Origin of the sequence: Collimonas silvisoli (assembly GCF_018305005.1) — a bacterium.
Taxonomy (GTDB): domain Bacteria; phylum Pseudomonadota; class Gammaproteobacteria; order Burkholderiales; family Burkholderiaceae_D; genus Collimonas; species Collimonas silvisoli.
Genome location: NZ_JAGQEG010000118.1, coordinates 1 through 16,397 on the forward strand (window position 1 = coordinate 1; position 16,397 = coordinate 16,397).

Sequence of the window (16,397 nt, forward strand, 5' to 3'; positions counted from 1 at the left end):
AAGCGCCCGTCAACAGGACGGGCGCTTGCGCCAGCATCAACCGCGGCCGATAAACGGCATATTGGTCGCCATCACCGTCATGAATTGAACGTTCGCATTCAGCGGCAAACTGGCCATGTACAGCACCGCATTGGCAACATTTTCGACCGCCATGGTCGGCTCCACGGCAATCTGGCCGTTGGCTTGCAAGATGCCCTGCTCCATTCTTTCAGTCATGTCGGTGGCGGCATTGCCGATATCGATCTGGCCGCAGGCGATATTGTATTTGCGGCCATCCAGCGAAGTCGATTTGGTGAGGCCGGTGATGGCGTGCTTGGTGGCGGTATAAGCCACCGAATTCGGCCTTGGCACATGGGCTGCGATCGAACCGTTGTTGATGATGCGGCCGCCGCCCGGAGTCTGCGTCTTCATGATGCGGAACGCTTCCTGGGTGCAAAGAAAAGCGCCGCTCAGATTGACATCGACCGACGCTTTCCATTGCGCAAAATCGACATCTTCCAGCGATGCCGACTTGGTAAAGATGCCTGCATTGTTGAACAGCAAATCAAGCCGGCCGAACTGTTCCCGGATTTTTTCAAACAACGCCTTGACCGACGCCGGATCGCTGACATCGGTTGGCACCGCCAAGGCATGCGCGCCCAGCGCACCGGCGGCTGCAATCGTTTCCTCCAACGCAGCGACGCGGCGGCCCGCCAGCACCACGCTGTAATCGTTGCGCATCAAGGCCAGGGCAATGTGCTTGCCGATGCCGGAACCTGCGCCTGTGACCAGCGCGATTTTCTTCGTTGTTGCCATAGCGTGTGCTCCTTGTCCGTTTTCCCCAAATTTATCTTCCGCATTTTAACGGTGTTTCGACATAGCGCCGACAACGCCTGAATACAGCGTGCAAACTTGTAATAATCAAATGCAACTTTGATCGTTCACTGCATGATTTTGTTTTGTTAATCTGCCCTGCATGGCGGTTGCTTTTTGCGATCAGCCGCATTAACCGAAACATAAACCAGGGATCACCACAACAATGTTCGGCGTCTCCAGCCTGTTGCCGGAAAATTCGGTAGAGTGGCTCAATACGGTGCATGGCGTGACGCTGGGTCCCTATCTGAAATTGACATGGCCATCGTTCGAATTACTCTGTGCGATCTTCGGCCTGAGCCTGTATTCCGCCGCCTATGTCAGCGAGGAAATCCGCGCCGGCATGCGCGGTGTTGCAGAAGCGCAAAGACTGGCGGCGGCCGCTCTCGGCTTGAATCGTTGGCAGGGATTGCGTTACGTAATCCTGCCGCAAGCGATACGGATTGCATTGCCGCCCTTGCTTGGCCAAACCATGAATATCGTCAAGAACACTTCATTGACCATGGCCATCGGCCTGGCTGAATTGTCTTACACCTCGCGTCAGGTGGAAGCGCAAACCTTCAAGACGTTTCAGGCTTTCGGCGTGGCGACCTTGTTTTATATCGGCGCCATCGCGCTGATTGAAACAACGGGTCAATTGATCCGGCGCAGACAAAGACTTGCCGGCGGTGCGCAGCGATGAGCATGCAACTCAGTGTATTGACGGACAACCTGCCGTATCTGTTATGGGGCGCCTATCCCGACGGCCCTCTCGGCGGCGCCGCCCTGACCGTATTACTCAGCGTAGGCTCGGCGCTGGTCTCGGCGTTGCTGGGGTTGGCGCTGGGTATCGCCTTGTCGCTGGCGCGCGGCTGGCCGCATCTGCTGCTGACCATGGCGCTTGGCTTCTTCCGGGCGATTCCGGTGCTGATGCTGATTTTCTGGACTTATTTCCTGCTACCTATCGTGTTCCATATCGACGTCCCTGACGTACTGTCCGTGATGTGCGCCCTGGCGCTGATCGGCGGCGCCTATCTGGCACACTCGGTGCATGCCGGAATCAGCGGCGTCAAGGCCGGGCAATGGGATGCGGGCTTGTCGCTGGGCATGACGCGGGTGGCGGTACTGCGCCATATCGTGCTGCCGCAGGCGCTGCAAATGATGCTGCCCTCCTTCATCAATCAATGGGTAACCTTGATCAAGGACAGTTCATTAGCCTACATCGTCGGCGTCGGCGAATTGTCGTTCGTGGCGGCGCAAGTCAATAGCCGGGTGATGATTTATCCCGCCGAGATATTCCTGTTTATCGGTTTGATTTATTTTGTGTTGTGCTCGGGACTGGGCTTGTTTGCGGATCGGGTTGCGGCCTGTTTTCGCTCCACTCAGGATTGGCGGCTCGATCAGGCACGCTAATCGATTTGACAACTATTCGATTGATCTGGCAAAACTGATCTATAGCCGCATTGACTAAAGCAAGATTGAATTTATACTGTACAAATATACAGTATAATCACATCTCGATTTTGTTTTAAAAGCTTGTCATCCGGCCATGCCCATTTCTGCCAGCGCCCCATCCAGCATTTCCGCCGCCGCCCAATCGGTGGCGGCGGCCTTGCCGCACGCCTTGTGGCGTGCCGACCAGATGGGTTCTTACCAAGGTGTGGTCACCGCCTCCGGCCATCCAGCTCTGGACCGTGAGTTGCCGAATGGCGGCTGGCCGCATTCGGCATTGATAGAGCTTTTGTTGCAACAAGCCGGCAGCGGCGAACTACGCTTATTGCAGCCGGCGCTGGCGCGCATTGCCAGCCAGCGCAGGATCGTCTTGCTGCAGCCGCCGCATCTGCCGCAGATCGCCGCCTGGAACGCCGCCGGCCTGGCCAGCAAACAATTGCTGTGGATCAAGGCGGCGCGCAGCGCCGATGCGCTGTGGTCGGCGGAACAGGTGTTGCGTAACGGCAGTTGCGGCGCATTGCTGCTGTGGCAATCGCACATCCGTGGCGAAGCCTTACGCCGTTTGCATTTGGCGGCCCAGGCCAGCGACACCATGTTGTGGATAATCAGACCGCTGAGCGCCGCCCACGAATCCTCGCCCTCTCCTTTACGCTTGGCATTGCGGCCGGCGCGCAACGGCGTTGAAATCCAGCTGCTCAAACGCAAAGGACCGCAACACGAACAGGCGTTTTACCTGCCGCTGCCGGAAGTCGTGCCTGCTTCTGATTCGACTACTGTTCCGACCGTTCCGCCAAGTTCTTCTAACGTACCCAATCATGGCTCTCTGGATAGGCATACACCTGCCGCTGCTGGCGCTGGAAACATTGCGCCCGCGCTGGTCTGAACCCTGCATGCTTGCGGTACTGGAGCATGACCAGGTGCTGAGCATGACGGCCAGTGCGGCTGCCAGCGGCGTGCGGCCGGGCATGCGCCGCGGCGGCGTGCTGGCGCTGGCGCCGCAGGCGCTGTTATGCGAGCGCGACCCGGCGCGCGAACAAGGCGCGCGCGACGATATCGCGCTGACCTTGCTGCAATACACGCCGGAAGTGGCGCATGCCGAAGAAGATTCGCTGCTGCTTGATGTCAGCGCCAGCCTGAGTGCTTTCGGCGGCCGGCTGGCGCTGTGCCGCCGCATCCGCGAGAGTATCCAGGCACTCGGCTTCACGCCGCATGTCAGCATGGCGCCGACGGCGCAAGGCGCATGGCTGCTGGCGCGCGAATTGGCAGGTGACAGCCGCCATGCACCCGCTCTAGCCAGGCAACGCCGCAGCTTGCGTTTGGCCAGCATGCAGCGCCGGCTGGACGCCTTGCCGTTCACGATCTTGCCGGCCGCACGTCCTTATCAGGAATGGCTGGCCGGCATCGGTTGCCAGACCCTGGCCGACTTGCGCAAATTGCCGCGCGCCGGCCTGCAGCGACGCAGCGATAAACATATCCTGGAAACCCTGGACCGCGCCTACGGTTCGGCGCCGGAAATGTTTGAATGGGTGCAGCCGCCGCAGACATTTTCGGCATGGCTGGAACTGCCGGACCGAATCGAACATGCCGAGGCTGTGCTGTTTGCGGCGCGCCGCCTGATTCTGCAAATGATAGGCTGGCTGGTGGCGCAGCAACTGGCGGTATCGCGCTTCATGCTGTCGCTGGAACACGAGCGCGGCCGCCAGGCGATCGCGCCTACGCCGTTGGAAATATCGCTAGCCGAACCGGCCTGGCATGAAGAACATCTGCTGCGCTTGCTGAAAGAACGGTTAGGCCGGCTGCAACTCGATGCGCCGGTGATTGCCTTGCGCTTGCAAGCATCCCAGGTGGCAGCGATGCTGCCGCCGACTGCCTCGCTGTTTCCCGAACCGGGCGGCACACCCGGCGCCTACGCGCGCTTGCTGGAATTGTTAAGCGCGCGGCTCGGCAGCGAAAATGTGTTGAAGCCGGCCGCGCTAGCCGATCACCGGCCGGAAATCGCTAACGCCTGGCAAGCTGCGGCTGACAACGACCGCAGCCAGGCGCCAGAGGAAACGCTGCGGCGCATTCAGCCGCAGCGGCCATTCTGGCTCTTGCAACAACCGCTTGCCTTGACGTGGCGTAAAAACCGACCGTTTTATGGCTCGCCCCTCCGCCTGCTATCAGGGCCGGAACGTATCGAATGCGGCTGGTGGGATGGCGCGGCAGCCGTGCGCGATTACTTCGTTGCGGAAGGTGAAGACGCTGCCTGTTATTGGATCTACCGCGAACGCGACGACGATGATGTCCGCTGGTTCCTACATGGCTTGTTTGCCTGATTCGCAGGTATTGCATATGGACGAAAATTCCTCCTCAGCGCCACCACTCATGCTGCCCGAATATGCAGAGCTGCAATGCGTCTCGAATTTCAGTTTTCTGCGTGGTGCATCGCATCCGGAAGAACTGGTGGAGCGCGCCGTTCAGCTCGGATACAGCGCGCTGGCGATTACCGATGAATGCTCGCTGGCCGGCGTGGTTCGGGCACATGTGGAAGCCAAGAAGCATAAGCTGCCGCTGCTGATCGGCAGCCGGTTCCAACTGAGTCAGGCCGACGATGAGACCGACGGCAGCCCGCCATTTTCCCTCATCGCGCTGGCCCAAAATCGTGAAGGCTACGGCAATCTGTCGGAACTCATCACGCTGGCGCGCAGCCGCGCCGGCAAAGGCCATTACCTGCTCAGGCCGCAAGACCTGGAGCAGCCGGATAGCGCCAACGCCCATCTGCGCCAACTACCCGATTGCCTGCTGATCCTGTTGCCCGCGCATGGCATCGATAGCGCAACGCTGACACGCCAGGCGACATGGTTGAGCCGCACCTTTCCCGGCCGCAGCTGGATCGGCATGACCATGCTGCATCAGGTCGGCGATGAGCGGCAGCGTGCTGTGATTGAGCAAGTCGCGCATGAACTAGGTTTGCCGGTGGTAGCCACTGGCGACGTTTGCATGCACCGCCGCTCACGCAAGCCGCTGCAAGATACGCTCACTGCGATCCGGCTCGGCACACCTGTCGCCGCTTGCGGTTATGCTCTGGCGCCGAATACCGAGCAGCATCTGCGCGCCAGGCTGCGGCTGGCCAATTTATATCCGGCTGCGGCCTTGGCCGAAACGGTAAAGATAGCCGCCTTGTGCAATTTCTCGCTGGATCAGCTGCGCTATGAATATCCGGATGAAATCGTGCCGCCGGGATATACCCCGGCCAGCTATCTGCGCCAGCAAACCTATCTCGGCGCACGCGACCGCTTCACCGACGAAATTCCGGCCACCGTACAGAAACAACTGGAAGACGAACTGGATCTGATTCACGAACTGGGCTATGAAGCTTACTTTCTGACCGTCTACGACATTGTCCAGTTTGCCCGCCGCCAAGGCATCTTGTGCCAGGGCCGCGGCTCGGCGGCCAACTCGGCGGTCTGTTACTGCCTCGGCATTACCGAGGTCGATCCGGCGCAAAGCACCTTGCTGTTCGGCCGCTTTATCAGCCGCGAGCGCAATGAGCCGCCCGATATCGATGTCGATTTCGAACATCAGCGGCGCGAAGAAGTGATCCAGTATATTTACAACAAATACGGCCGCCGGCGTGCCGCGCTGACGGCGGTGGTGATCAGCTATCGGCCGCGCAGCGTCTTGCGCGATGTCGGCAAAGCGCTGGGCGTCGATCCCGGCCTTGTCGACCAGGTCGCCAAATCGCAACGCTGGTGGGATGACAAGCAGCAGCTGCAACAGAATTTCAGCGAGCTGGGCATGGCTGCCAATACCTCGATTGCAGAACAATGGGCCGATCTGTCGCACACGCTGATGGGATTTCCACGCCACCTGTCGCAGCACCCGGGCGGTTTTGTGATTTCACGCGGCAAGCTGTCGCGGCTGGTGCCTATCGAAAACGCGGCAATGGAAAATCGCAGCGTGGTGCAATGGGACAAGGACGATCTGGATGCGGTTGGCTTGCTTAAAGTAGACATCCTGGCGCTCGGCATGCTGTCGATGTTGCAGCGGGCGCTGGCGATGGTGGCGCGGCAACGCGGCGAGACTTTTGAAATGAAAGACATACCACGCGAAGATCCCGCGACTTATGAAATGATCCGCCGTGCCGACACCATCGGCGTGTTCCAGATCGAAAGCCGGGCCCAGATGAGCATGTTGCCGCGTCTGCAACCGCGTAAATTCTACGATCTGGTGATCCAGGTCGCGATCGTCCGGCCGGGGCCGATTCAGGGCGGCATGGTCCATCCTTATCTGCAAAACAGGAAAAAACGCGAAGATGAAATCATCTACCCCAAAGAGGAATTAAGGGGAGCGCTGGGTAGAACCCTGGGGATACCGATCTTCCAGGAACAGGTGATGCAAATCGCCGTGATCGCAGCCGGGTTTACCGAAGGCGAAGCCGATAGCCTGCGGCGTTCGATGGCGGCGTGGAAGCGCAAAGGCGGCCTCGAAAAATTCGAACGCAAGCTGATCGATGGCATGACCGCGAAAGGCTACGACGAAAGTTTCGCCAAAGCCATCTTCAGCCAGATCCAGGGTTTCGGCGAATACGGTTTCCCGGAAAGCCACGCCGCCAGTTTCGCCCTGCTGGCCTATGCCAGTTCCTGGCTCAAATGCCATGAACCGGAAGCTTTTCTGGCAGCGCTGCTGAACAGCCAGCCGATGGGATTTTATTCGCCGTCGCAGCTGGTGCAGGATGCGCGCCGGCATGGCGTCGAAGTGCTGCCGGTGGATATCAACTTGAGTAACTGGGAGGCCACCCTGGAACCGACAGCGGCCAGCAGGCCGGCAGTGCGGCTGGGGCTCAACCTGGTACGCGGCCTGAACTTCGACAATGCGCAAGAGATTGAAGCGGCGCGTGCGGTGCGCGCCTTCGCCGATCTCAAGGACATGGCCTTGCGCAGCGGTTTGAAGCGCGATCAATTGCAGGCGCTGGCCGCCGCCAATTCGCTCGCGCCGATGGTCGGCAATCGGCGTCAAGCTCTGTGGCAAGCGCTGGTCAGCGCACCGGAAAAAGGCTTACTCAAGCAGGCACAGGTGGAGGAACAAGAATTGCTGCTGGCCGCGCCCTCGGAAGCAGAAAACCTGGTCAACGATTATGGCTCGCTGGGCTTGACCTTGGGCCGCCATCCGCTAGCGCTGCTGCGCCCACGATTAAACGCCCAGCGCTTCATGGCGGCCGAAGTATTGAACACCTTCGGCAATGGCCGGCTGGCGCGAGCTTGCGGCATCGTCACGGTGCGCCAGCGCCCCGGCACCGCCAAAGGCGTGGTGTTTGTCACCCTGGAAGATGAGACCGGCACCGTCAATGTCGTCGTCTGGCCGGACCTGGCCGACCGCCAGCGCAAGGAATTGCGCGGGGCGGCGCTGATGGGCGTCAACGGCGTCTGGCAATCCCAGGATGGCGTCAGGCATCTGGTCGCCAAGCTGTTAATCGATATGTCGCCCTTGCTGGGCAAACTGGGGACCAGCAGCCGCGACTTTCATTGATGCTCTTGAAGCTTAATGGCCATGCGGCTTTGAGTGCGGCATATGCAGATGATCAGGATGCAGGTCGAGCAACTGATCGATGCTGGCGCCGGGGTCCTCGCTGCCATCTTCCTGAATCGCCACCAGGCGCTGACGCACGATATCCTCCTCCAAATCCTCCAATGCCACCAGATCGCGCTGGCGCTGCCAGCGCATCGCCGCCAGCGCGCCCAAGCACAGCACCGTCAGGCAAGCCGCAGGAACCAGCATCGGGGTGACATTGCTATGCGTGACCTTGCCGACGTAGGGCATCAGGTTTTGCCCGAAAAATCCGCCGAGGTTACCGATGGAGTTGATCGCCGCAATACTGGCGGCGGCCCGTGCGCCTTGAAAAAATTTCGGCGGCAGGGACCAGAAACAAGGATACAGCAAGGTGATGCAAGCGCCGCCGATGACCAGGGCGCCAAACCGAAGTGTATTCGAATCCAGCAGCGCACTCGATGTAAAACACAGCAAACCCAGCAGGCCGATCGCAGCAATCGCTTTGAACACCACCCGGTCATGCCGCAGTTTTCCCGGCAGCCACAGCAACAGCAGCACCGCCAGTCCCCACGGCATCATGTTCAACAAACCGTTGATGGTGGAGCTGACGCCGAAACCTTTAACCAGCGTCGGCAGCCAGTAAGTGACGCCATACAGGGAGGTCGACATCAGCATATAGGTGGCGGCAAACAGCAGCACGCGCAGATCCCACAAAGCCGCCAGCGGATTGCCGCGTGTGACATTGACAGGTGTATCGCGCAGCATCATGTCGTTCAATCTGGCTTTCTGCGCGTCAGACAAAAACTTGGCTTCATTTATCGAACCCGGCAGATACACCATCACCACAAGTGTCAACAACACCGCCGGCGCGCCGGTCGCGATAAACACCCATTGCCAGCCGGCCAGGCCCAGCGTGCCGTTCAGATTCAGCAACAAGCCGCCGACCAGCGCTCCCAGCATATTCGCCAAAGCACTCCCCAGCGTAAAGATTCCCAGCACGCGGGTGCGATATACCTGGGGAAACCATAAGGTCAGGTAATAAATCACGCCAGGATAAAAACCCGCTTCGGCCACACCCAGCATGAAGCGCAACACATAAAACATCGGCAGCGAGCTGGTGAAGCCAAGCAGTATCGTCACTGCGCCCCAGGTAAACATGATGCGCGCCAGCCAGACCCGCGCGCCGTATTTGTGCAGGGCCAAGGTGCTGGGGATTTCAAACAACAGGTAGCCGATAAAAAACAAGGAAGCGCCGAGGCCATAAGCTGCCTCGCTCATGTTCAATGCATGCACCATATCCAGTTTGGCAAATCCGACATTCTGGCGGTCGATGAAAGCTACCAGGAACATCACGATCAGCAATGGCATCAAGCGCCACGCCACTTTCTTCATCAACTGGTCTTCAGACAACGCGATTTGTGACTGCACGATGGGGCTCCGTATTTTTTATAGGATGAAAACATCAGCGAGAAATCGACAAGAGATCAATTATCCCAATGACGCCGCCATACCGGCGCCACTTTGGGATGGACTTCCACGGCCTCGATCATAGCGAGAAAAGCGGGCCGCACCTGCGCTAGATGGACCCGCGCTTCCGACCATTTGGAAACCACCGCAGCCAGCAGATCCAGCGCGCCGGGCGTTGCGCCGCTCAAGAATGGCGATGCAGGATAGGTGTCGGCAAAAATTTCCCAATAGCTGTGCAGGCGGGCGCGGGCGCCCTCGCGGATTTGCTCTTTCACAGCCTCATCGGCGTTGATACACCAGCGCTCTGGAAAATCGATCACACCGATCGCGGCATAACAGTTAGCGGCAATAAACACCAACCCCCTGATCGCCTGCGCACGCCGGGTTTCGTCGACAGGCAAGAGCCGGCCAGATGAATCAGTCAGCCCGAGATGAAGCAGGATCGCAGCGCTTTCGGTCAATATGCCGCCATTTGGCAGCTGTAAGGTGGGAATCTGTCTGAGGGGATTTATGCGTTGCAGCTCATCGAGCGCCGAGCCGGGTTCCCAGGAAGCGGCGTCGACCTGGCGGTAAGGCAACCCGGCCAGTTCCAATGCCAGTTCCACCGCGGCCGAGCCGGAGCCTTTGAAGCCATACAGTGTGTACATACGCCCTGTTTTATCTATCTTTTGGAAAATAAATTCTAACAGGGAGTTGCGCCATATAGTGCGGCAAGTACAGTGTTCTCAGGCAGTACCCGGCAAACCCATGGCGTGCCGCACGCGTTCGCACAGCTCTTCGGGCGAGCGGGAAATGATTTCTTCCGGCACCATGAATTTCTTGATGAGCCGCTTGTAGCTCTCGAATCCGTAGGAAACCATGAAAGGATGCATGCCGGAGCCGATCGCGGCCAGGTAATCCTTGTGCTCGTCGCCGCAGATGTAACCGCGCGCCGGGTTGATATCCAGACGTTCGCGAATCGCCCGGAATTCCTGCATTTTTTCCAGGTGCAGCGGAATGTGGGCGAAAAAATCGAAGGCGTCCAGATCGATATCGTGACGGCGGAACAACTGTCTCAGCGTTTGTTCCGGCTCGTTGGTCATATTCCGCGTCACCAGGCCGACGGCAATGTCCGGCGCGGCGATCAGGCTTTGCACCAGTCCGGCGATGCCCGGATACAGTTTCGCTTCTTCCCGGTACACCTCGGTCAGGGTGGCAATCAATTGCTTGCGGCTCTGCTTGCCGATCTGCTTCTTCAGATTGGAGGGGAATTCTTTCAAGCCGCCCATGTACTTGAACAGACGGCGTCGTTTCTGGAACCGCTCTTCATCGCCGATCACCATGCCGTGCCGGGAAAACGTCTTGTCGATGGCGCTGTAGGCGTCGATAGTCGTGCCGTCTGCATCTAGGATAATTAATCGTTTGCTATTGGTGTACATGGGTTATTTGTCAAAGAAAGCAATCGCAGATGGATCGGCGACCGCGTTGATCGCCAGTGACAGTTCGTCAACTACGGCGCTTCAACCACGGTGCTCCAACTTAAAACAATCTTGTTACAGGACGATGACTTTGGCAGGTAAGCTGCCGTGGTATTACCGTGTACTATGGCGGCTCTTCCACATCCCGCGATTCGCACCATGAGCGCCATCACCGATCTCGACACCCTTCTGGCATCCATGCAGCCGCTGCTTCAGCAGGATTTGTTTGTTTTTTGCTCTGTTCCAAATGCGAAATACGGCGCCCATGCCGATCTGGCGCCGATCGCCTCATTTCAGGAAAAAGAGGGATTGACGCTAATTCTGCAGCAGAAAACCGCAGATCAGGCCAAGCTGGAATATGCGGGGGTGTTCGCCATGATCACGCTCAATGTGCACTCCAGCCTTGCCGCGGTTGGACTCACCGCCAGCGTAGCGGCCGAACTGACCAGGTTCGGCATCAGCGCCAACGTAGTTGCCGCCTATTTTCACGATCATGTATTTGTGCCTTCGGCGCGCGCCGCCGAAGCATTATCCGCACTGACCGAACTGGCGCGGCGCCACGCCGGCAAAACCGCTTCGTAAAACACTAATGCGGTCCTGTGCGGCACCGCCCACAATCTGCGCCTGATCATGCGAAAGCTCCGGCTTTTTTGCGCCGACATTCTTGTGGTGCTCTTGCGGGTGCTTCGAATGTCGGCCTTGGCAAGCTACGCAGATTCTTGAAAAACCGAAGTGTTCAAGTTCGACTAATGAAGTAGCATGGCGGACACCCACGTCAGTGACCAAAAGATCGACCCGGTGTCCTTTTGGGGAACACACACGTTCAGAGAAGAGAAATTTCGCTCAGTGTGTTCTCCAACTAGGAACTCGCCAGTGTGGACCGTGAAGAGTGGCAGCATTAATGGCCTCTAACCTGCTATATGCCAGCAATTCGAAAAAATATCAGTCGTAGTGGTCTCTAGGTCAAGGCACTGCTAATAACCGCATGCATCCTGACGAAAATGACCGATCATGGCTCCTAATTTGGGGTCCCTCCAACGCTTGCCTGCTTCGTGCTTTTAACGCAGTTCGCAAAAACGCCCCTACCAAGCTAGGTGGGGTTCGCGAGGAAGTTGACTGCATCGGCGTGACGCAAAATAACGCATTTGCGCGCTATTTCAGCCACAAACCAGCGCGGGGCAGTTGCATACGTCAATGCGGAACGATAAACGGCGCGTCTGTGATTGCTCCGGCACGCGCTGCGGTCTGGAAGTTCACCAATCCCGCTGATCCGTCCGGCATGGTGGCTTGTAGAGGAGGGGCAAGGCGAAGCGTTCCGGCTGCTGCGGGAACCTGCAACCCCGTCCACGTCACTTCGTGCCGATCATTTACTTGCCGGATTTTCTTGCCGACTAAGCGGCTACCCTTTGGAATCACGACATTTTGATAATGATCGTACACGTCCGTCGTTACTTGAGCTGTGACCATCAAATCGTCTGCATTCAATAGAACCAATGGGATAAATGTGCCGGAGACAACCTCGAACGGCTGCACTTTTCTCGCGGTGAGTTTGACAGGTTCTTCTAGCTGAAGGACTTTTGGTTCATCGGCATGTACAGACGTAAAAAATAGCGGAGCGGCCAGCAAAACAAACAATGATTTTAGATTTTTCATATTGTTTAAGTAAAGATTGTTGAAGGTTAAATTTAGCGTAAAAGACAAACACGAACAGCACAATACATAACAGCTAACGCCGATTTTTTAGATAGTGCGAAAAAAAACATTGACTATTCCTTGAATCAATTTCTAACTAAGAAAATAAAGCCTTAACTACAAATTCTGCTCATACCACTAGCCACACGACATTTCCTAAATCCCATCCGTTCGCAATCGCCCCAAGCTGGCGGCCAGTCGTAGTCTTGCGGTTTGCCAGTTGGTCAACGATAGGATGCGCTGCTGTTGCGCTCCCGCCAAGTCGCTTTGCGCCTTGAGCAACTCCAGGATATTACCCACGCCAGCCTTATAGCGCCCCTTTGCCACCTCGAAGGATTGCCGAGCGCTGCGCAGCAGGATGTCGGTACTTTTCAGGTTCTCGGCTTCGGTACGCAGCGCCTGGTTACTTTTCCAGACTTCCAGCATGACCTGCTGTTCAACGTTCGCCAGTTCGGCCTCCTTGCTCTCGGCTTGAGCCTCTGCGCCGCGTACCTTGTATTTGGTGCTGAAACCATCAAGCAGCGGTATGTTGATCCGCACGCCAACACTGCGGCTGGTGATTGTTTGCTGGGATGACACCTGGTTAATCGGCGTATCGCTACGGTCGCCAGTGGCAAACAGCGACAGCGTCGGCCGTCCTTCAGCACGGGCGGCATTGATCTGCGCTTGTGCAGCCTTCAATTGTGCTTGGACCGCCAGGATCTTCGGATGAGTGCGCACGGCGTCGGCGATCAGGTCGTCGACCGCTTGCTGTAGCAACGGCGCATCACCCGCATCACCTAGTTCGGCCAGGACTAGCGGCGTGTTGGGACGTAAGCCCATGACGATTGCCAGGCTACCGAGCGCATTTTGCAAGTCGCCGGCGGCTTGCGCCCGTTTCAGGCTGGCTTGGGCGTAGGAGGTTTGCGCTTGCAACCTGTCGGCTTGAGTACCGGCACCAGCCAGATATTTGGCGTCGCTGGCTTTGAAACTTTCAGCTGCCGCTTGTTCGGCCTCTGTGGTAGCCACTAACAGCGCTTGACCGGCCTGAGCGTCGTAAAAACTCTGCACTGTGTTAAGGAATACCGTTTGCAGGGTGTCGTCCTGGGTTGCGTTGGCGGCGTTGAGCAATTGTCGTGCATTTTCCAGGTTGGCGGCGCGCAGTCCGAAGTCGTACAACACCCAGCTGAGATTTAGATTAACGTCGCTACTGTTTGCCTTAAGAGTGGAGTCCGCTTGCGGAAAGTCCGGGAAAGTAGTGCGATTGTTGGCCTTGCTCCAGGTGCCGCCGGCGGTCAGTGCCGGCAGATAGGCGGCGCGACTGACGCCTACCGCTGCCGCCTGCGCCTTGACATTAGCCCAGGCTTGACGCGTCTGTGGATTGCGACACAATGCGCGCTCGACGGCGTCAAGAAGCGTGAGGGGGCTTGGCAATTGCACGGCTAACCCACAGGTGCTGTTTGTCGCGATGGGCATCCTCGCCGGATTGCTCGATACCGTGCCAGCAGTGCGCAGCGGATCTGTCCAGAGTGATTCGGCATATCCTTGTGTGGATGCCGTTAATGCAACGCCGAGGATTGCCCCGCCCAGCAGTTGCCGCACATGCCAGCTCATGCTTCGGCTTCCAGCGTCTCCGTCGCCGGTGATTGTATTGTCTTTGGAATCAGTACGTCCTGGACAACCTTGCCGCCCACCAGAACGATGGCACGGTCGGTGCTGTTGATCGTTTCAGGGCGGTGCGCCACGATCACCCGCGTGATGTTGATGGACTTGATCGCTGCATTGACCAGATGTTCGCGCTCGATGTCGAGATGGCTGGTGGCTTCGTCCAAAAACAGAATTTTCGGTTTCTTGTAGAGCGCACGTGCTAACAGCACGCGTTGTTTCTGCCCACCCGAGAGGATGGTTCCCATGTCGCCGACCAGCGTGTTGTAGCCCATCGGCATGGCCGCAATATCGCGATGGATCGCCGCCAGCCGGGCGCATTCCGCGATCCAGGCATGGTCGGCCTGCGGATCAAAAAAACTGATGTTGTCGGCAATCGAGCCGGCAAACAGTACATCGTCCTGCAGCACTGTGCCAATCAGCTGGCGCAGGGTATCGAGGCCGACCTGGCTGACGCTCTGGCCGCCGACTAAAACCTCACCTTCGGTTGGCGGCAAGATCCCCAGCAGGATATTGATCAGCGTGGTCTTGCCGCCGCCGGACGGGCCAACGATGGCGACGGATTCCCCGGCAGCGATCTTGATAGAAACACCATCCAGCACATACGGCTCCTGGTCCGCGTAGCGGAAGCGCAAGCCGCGTACTTCCAGCGACGGTGCCAGCGGCATATCCTGTTCGCCGAGATTGCGACCGTGCATGGTTTCCGGCTGCTGCAGCACGATATCGGCCAAGCGCTCGCCCTGCAGCTGCAGCATCTTGACGTCAACGAACTTGTCAATCAATGAGCTGACGCGGCTGTCGAACTGCCCCTTGTAGGCATTGAAGGCCATCAGTACGCCAACCGTAAAATTGCCGTCCATGACCAGCCTGGCGCCGAGCCAGATAATGAGAATGTTTTCGATGCCGAATAGCACGCCGTTGAGCGACTTGTAGAGCAGGCTCAATTTCTGGGTACGCAGATCCGCATTGATCTGATCGACCAACAGGCTCAGCCAACTGGAGCGGCGCTCATCCTGGCGTTGAAACAGCTTGATTGTTTTGACGCCGCGAATGGTTTCCAGAAAATGCGTTTGCTGTTTGGCAGCATGGATAATTTGCTCTTCTGTGGCATGCCGCAAGGGTGCAAACCATGCCCACCGGCCAAGGCCATATAGCGCCATTGCGCCGATGGCGATCCAGGCCAGCGTCGGGCTATAGATAAACATCAGTACCAGCGTGACGATGGTCATCACACCGTCGAGAATCGCCTCCAGGAAGGAGGTCGTCAGCGTGTGCTGGATGATGCCGACGGAGCCAAAGCGGGAAACCACATCGCCCAGGTGGCGCTTTTCGAAATAGGCTACCGGCAGCCTCAACAAATGCGTAAAGACATTGGCTTGCCATTGCACATTGAGGGTCGTGCTCATGTACATCAGCACCCAGCTGCGGGTGATGCTGACAGCCTGTTGCATGAGCATTAACAGGCCGAAGCCCAGCGCCAACGTTGTCAATAGGTCGCGGTCCGCAGAGACCAGCACATTGTCGATCACCCATTGCAAGAAGAAAGGGCTGACCACGGCAAATACTTCCAGTGCTAACGACAGCAGCAGGATCTGGCTAAAGGAGCGATACAGGCCGGTGACGCGCCCCAGCAGGCCGCGCAAGCGTACGGTCTGCTTTTCCTCGGCTTTCTTAAAGCCGGGATTCGGCCATAGCTCCAGTGCCACACCTGTAAAGGCCTTTGCCACTTCTTCCATGGAATGCTTACGGATGCCGACGGCCGGATCGTAGACCGTCACCGAACGTGTGCCAACCTCCTGCAGCACGACAAAATGATTAAAATTCCAATGCAAGATGCAGGGCAGCTTGAGCTGTCCCAGATCCTCGATATCGAGTTTCAGCGGGCGCGTCGCCAATTCCAACTGATTGGCAATAGCAATTAGATCACGCAAAGTGGCACCTTTGAGCGAGACCGAGAAACGGCGGCGTAGAGTTGCCAAATCGCTGCGATAGCCATGAAAGCCGGCCACCATGCCAAGGCATGCGAGGCCGCATTCGGTAGCCTCGGTTTGCAGAATCAGTGGGAGTTTTGTGTTAAAGCCGAACGAGAGTCTATCGAGCATGGTTAGAGTTTGCCGGTCAGGCTATAAAGCGGCTCCAGCACCCATTCATAGAGGTGGAGTTTTTCTTGTTGGACGTCTGCATCGAGCAACATACCGGCTTGCAGCGCCTGCGGCTTGCCGTAGGCGGTGACTTGCTGGGAGGCGAGATTGACGGTGATGCGGTACATCGGCTCTGTGTTGTTACTGCCTGCCGCCGTGCCGATGACGTTCAATTCATTGTTTG

The 16,397-nt window shown here is 57.8% G+C and carries 12 protein-coding genes and 2 pseudogenes; 6 read left to right on the forward strand and 8 right to left on the reverse strand.

All coding sequences use genetic code 11. From position 1 onward, the window contains the following. Nucleotides 1-36 precede the first annotated feature (36 nt). A complete protein-coding gene (locus KHU33_RS22965; protein WP_211467269.1) occupies nucleotides 37-795 on the reverse strand; it encodes an SDR family oxidoreductase in 759 nt (252 codons plus the stop codon). 226 nt (nucleotides 796-1,021) lie between these two features. Here KHU33_RS22965 and KHU33_RS22970 point away from each other — a divergent pair. The 5 genes and pseudogenes from KHU33_RS22970 to KHU33_RS22990 all read left to right on the forward strand — a co-directional run. After that, nucleotides 1,022-1,534: pseudogene (locus tag KHU33_RS22970) on the forward strand (ABC transporter permease subunit); the annotation flags it as partial. Nucleotides 1,535-1,536: 2 nt separating this feature from the next. After that, entirely contained in the window at nucleotides 1,537-2,244 is a 708-nt protein-coding gene (locus KHU33_RS22975) for an amino acid ABC transporter permease (RefSeq protein WP_211467271.1), read from the forward strand. 136 nt (nucleotides 2,245-2,380) lie between these two features. Continuing rightward, nucleotides 2,381-3,166 (forward strand): translesion DNA synthesis-associated protein ImuA, encoded by a 786-nt coding sequence (gene imuA / locus KHU33_RS22980; RefSeq protein ID WP_211467274.1) that lies wholly within the window; start codon nucleotides 2,381-2,383, stop codon nucleotides 3,164-3,166. Further along, nucleotides 3,099-4,598 (forward strand): Y-family DNA polymerase, encoded by a 1,500-nt coding sequence (locus KHU33_RS22985; RefSeq protein WP_211467276.1) that lies wholly within the window; start codon nucleotides 3,099-3,101, stop codon nucleotides 4,596-4,598. Before imuA ends, KHU33_RS22985 begins: the two co-directional genes overlap by 68 nt. Before the next feature lie 16 nt (nucleotides 4,599-4,614). Beyond that, complete coding sequence (locus tag KHU33_RS22990; RefSeq protein ID WP_230414497.1) at nucleotides 4,615-7,791, forward strand: error-prone DNA polymerase; 3,177 nt, start codon at nucleotides 4,615-4,617, stop codon at nucleotides 7,789-7,791. Between the two features lie 12 nt (nucleotides 7,792-7,803). Here KHU33_RS22990 and KHU33_RS22995 read toward each other — a convergent pair whose 3' ends face one another. The 3 genes from KHU33_RS22995 to KHU33_RS23005 all read right to left on the reverse strand — a co-directional run bounded on the left by KHU33_RS22995 (nucleotide 7,804) and on the right by KHU33_RS23005 (nucleotide 10,697). Then, nucleotides 7,804-9,204: an MFS transporter gene (locus tag KHU33_RS22995; RefSeq protein ID WP_230414500.1), complete on the reverse strand. Its 1,401-nt coding sequence runs from the start codon at nucleotides 9,202-9,204 to the stop codon at nucleotides 7,804-7,806. Nucleotides 9,205-9,296: 92 nt separating this feature from the next. Beyond that, nucleotides 9,297-9,926, reverse strand: coding sequence for a glutathione S-transferase family protein (locus KHU33_RS23000; protein WP_230414498.1), 630 nt, complete (start codon nucleotides 9,924-9,926; stop codon nucleotides 9,297-9,299). 78 nt (nucleotides 9,927-10,004) lie between these two features. After that, the gene (locus tag KHU33_RS23005; RefSeq protein ID WP_211467280.1) at nucleotides 10,005-10,697 is read right to left on the reverse strand and encodes an HAD family hydrolase; all 693 of its coding nucleotides are present in this window, start codon (nucleotides 10,695-10,697) and stop codon (nucleotides 10,005-10,007) included. Between the two features lie 198 nt (nucleotides 10,698-10,895). On the opposite strand from KHU33_RS23005, the gene KHU33_RS23010 reads away from it, so the two are divergent. Next, entirely contained in the window at nucleotides 10,896-11,318 is a 423-nt protein-coding gene (locus tag KHU33_RS23010) for an ACT domain-containing protein (RefSeq protein WP_211467282.1), read from the forward strand. A 609-nt stretch (nucleotides 11,319-11,927) separates the two neighbouring features. On the opposite strand, the gene KHU33_RS23015 is transcribed toward KHU33_RS23010, so the two are convergent. The 4 genes and pseudogenes from KHU33_RS23015 to KHU33_RS23030 form a co-directional block, all read right to left on the reverse strand. Further along, nucleotides 11,928-12,437, reverse strand: a complete 510-nt coding sequence (locus tag KHU33_RS23015) for a TrbI/VirB10 family protein (RefSeq protein WP_230414499.1) — start codon at nucleotides 12,435-12,437, stop codon at nucleotides 11,928-11,930. Nucleotides 12,438-12,584: 147 nt separating this feature from the next. Then, nucleotides 12,585-14,021: a TolC family protein gene (locus tag KHU33_RS23020; protein ID WP_211467284.1), complete on the reverse strand. Its 1,437-nt coding sequence runs from the start codon at nucleotides 14,019-14,021 to the stop codon at nucleotides 12,585-12,587. Continuing rightward, on the reverse strand, nucleotides 14,018-16,174 hold the full coding sequence (locus KHU33_RS23025; RefSeq protein WP_211467285.1) for a peptidase domain-containing ABC transporter: 2,157 nt from the start codon (nucleotides 16,172-16,174) through the stop codon (nucleotides 14,018-14,020). Before KHU33_RS23025 ends, KHU33_RS23020 begins: the two co-directional genes overlap by 4 nt. 2 nt (nucleotides 16,175-16,176) lie before the next feature. After that, nucleotides 16,177-16,397: pseudogene (locus KHU33_RS23030) on the reverse strand (HlyD family secretion protein); the annotation flags it as partial.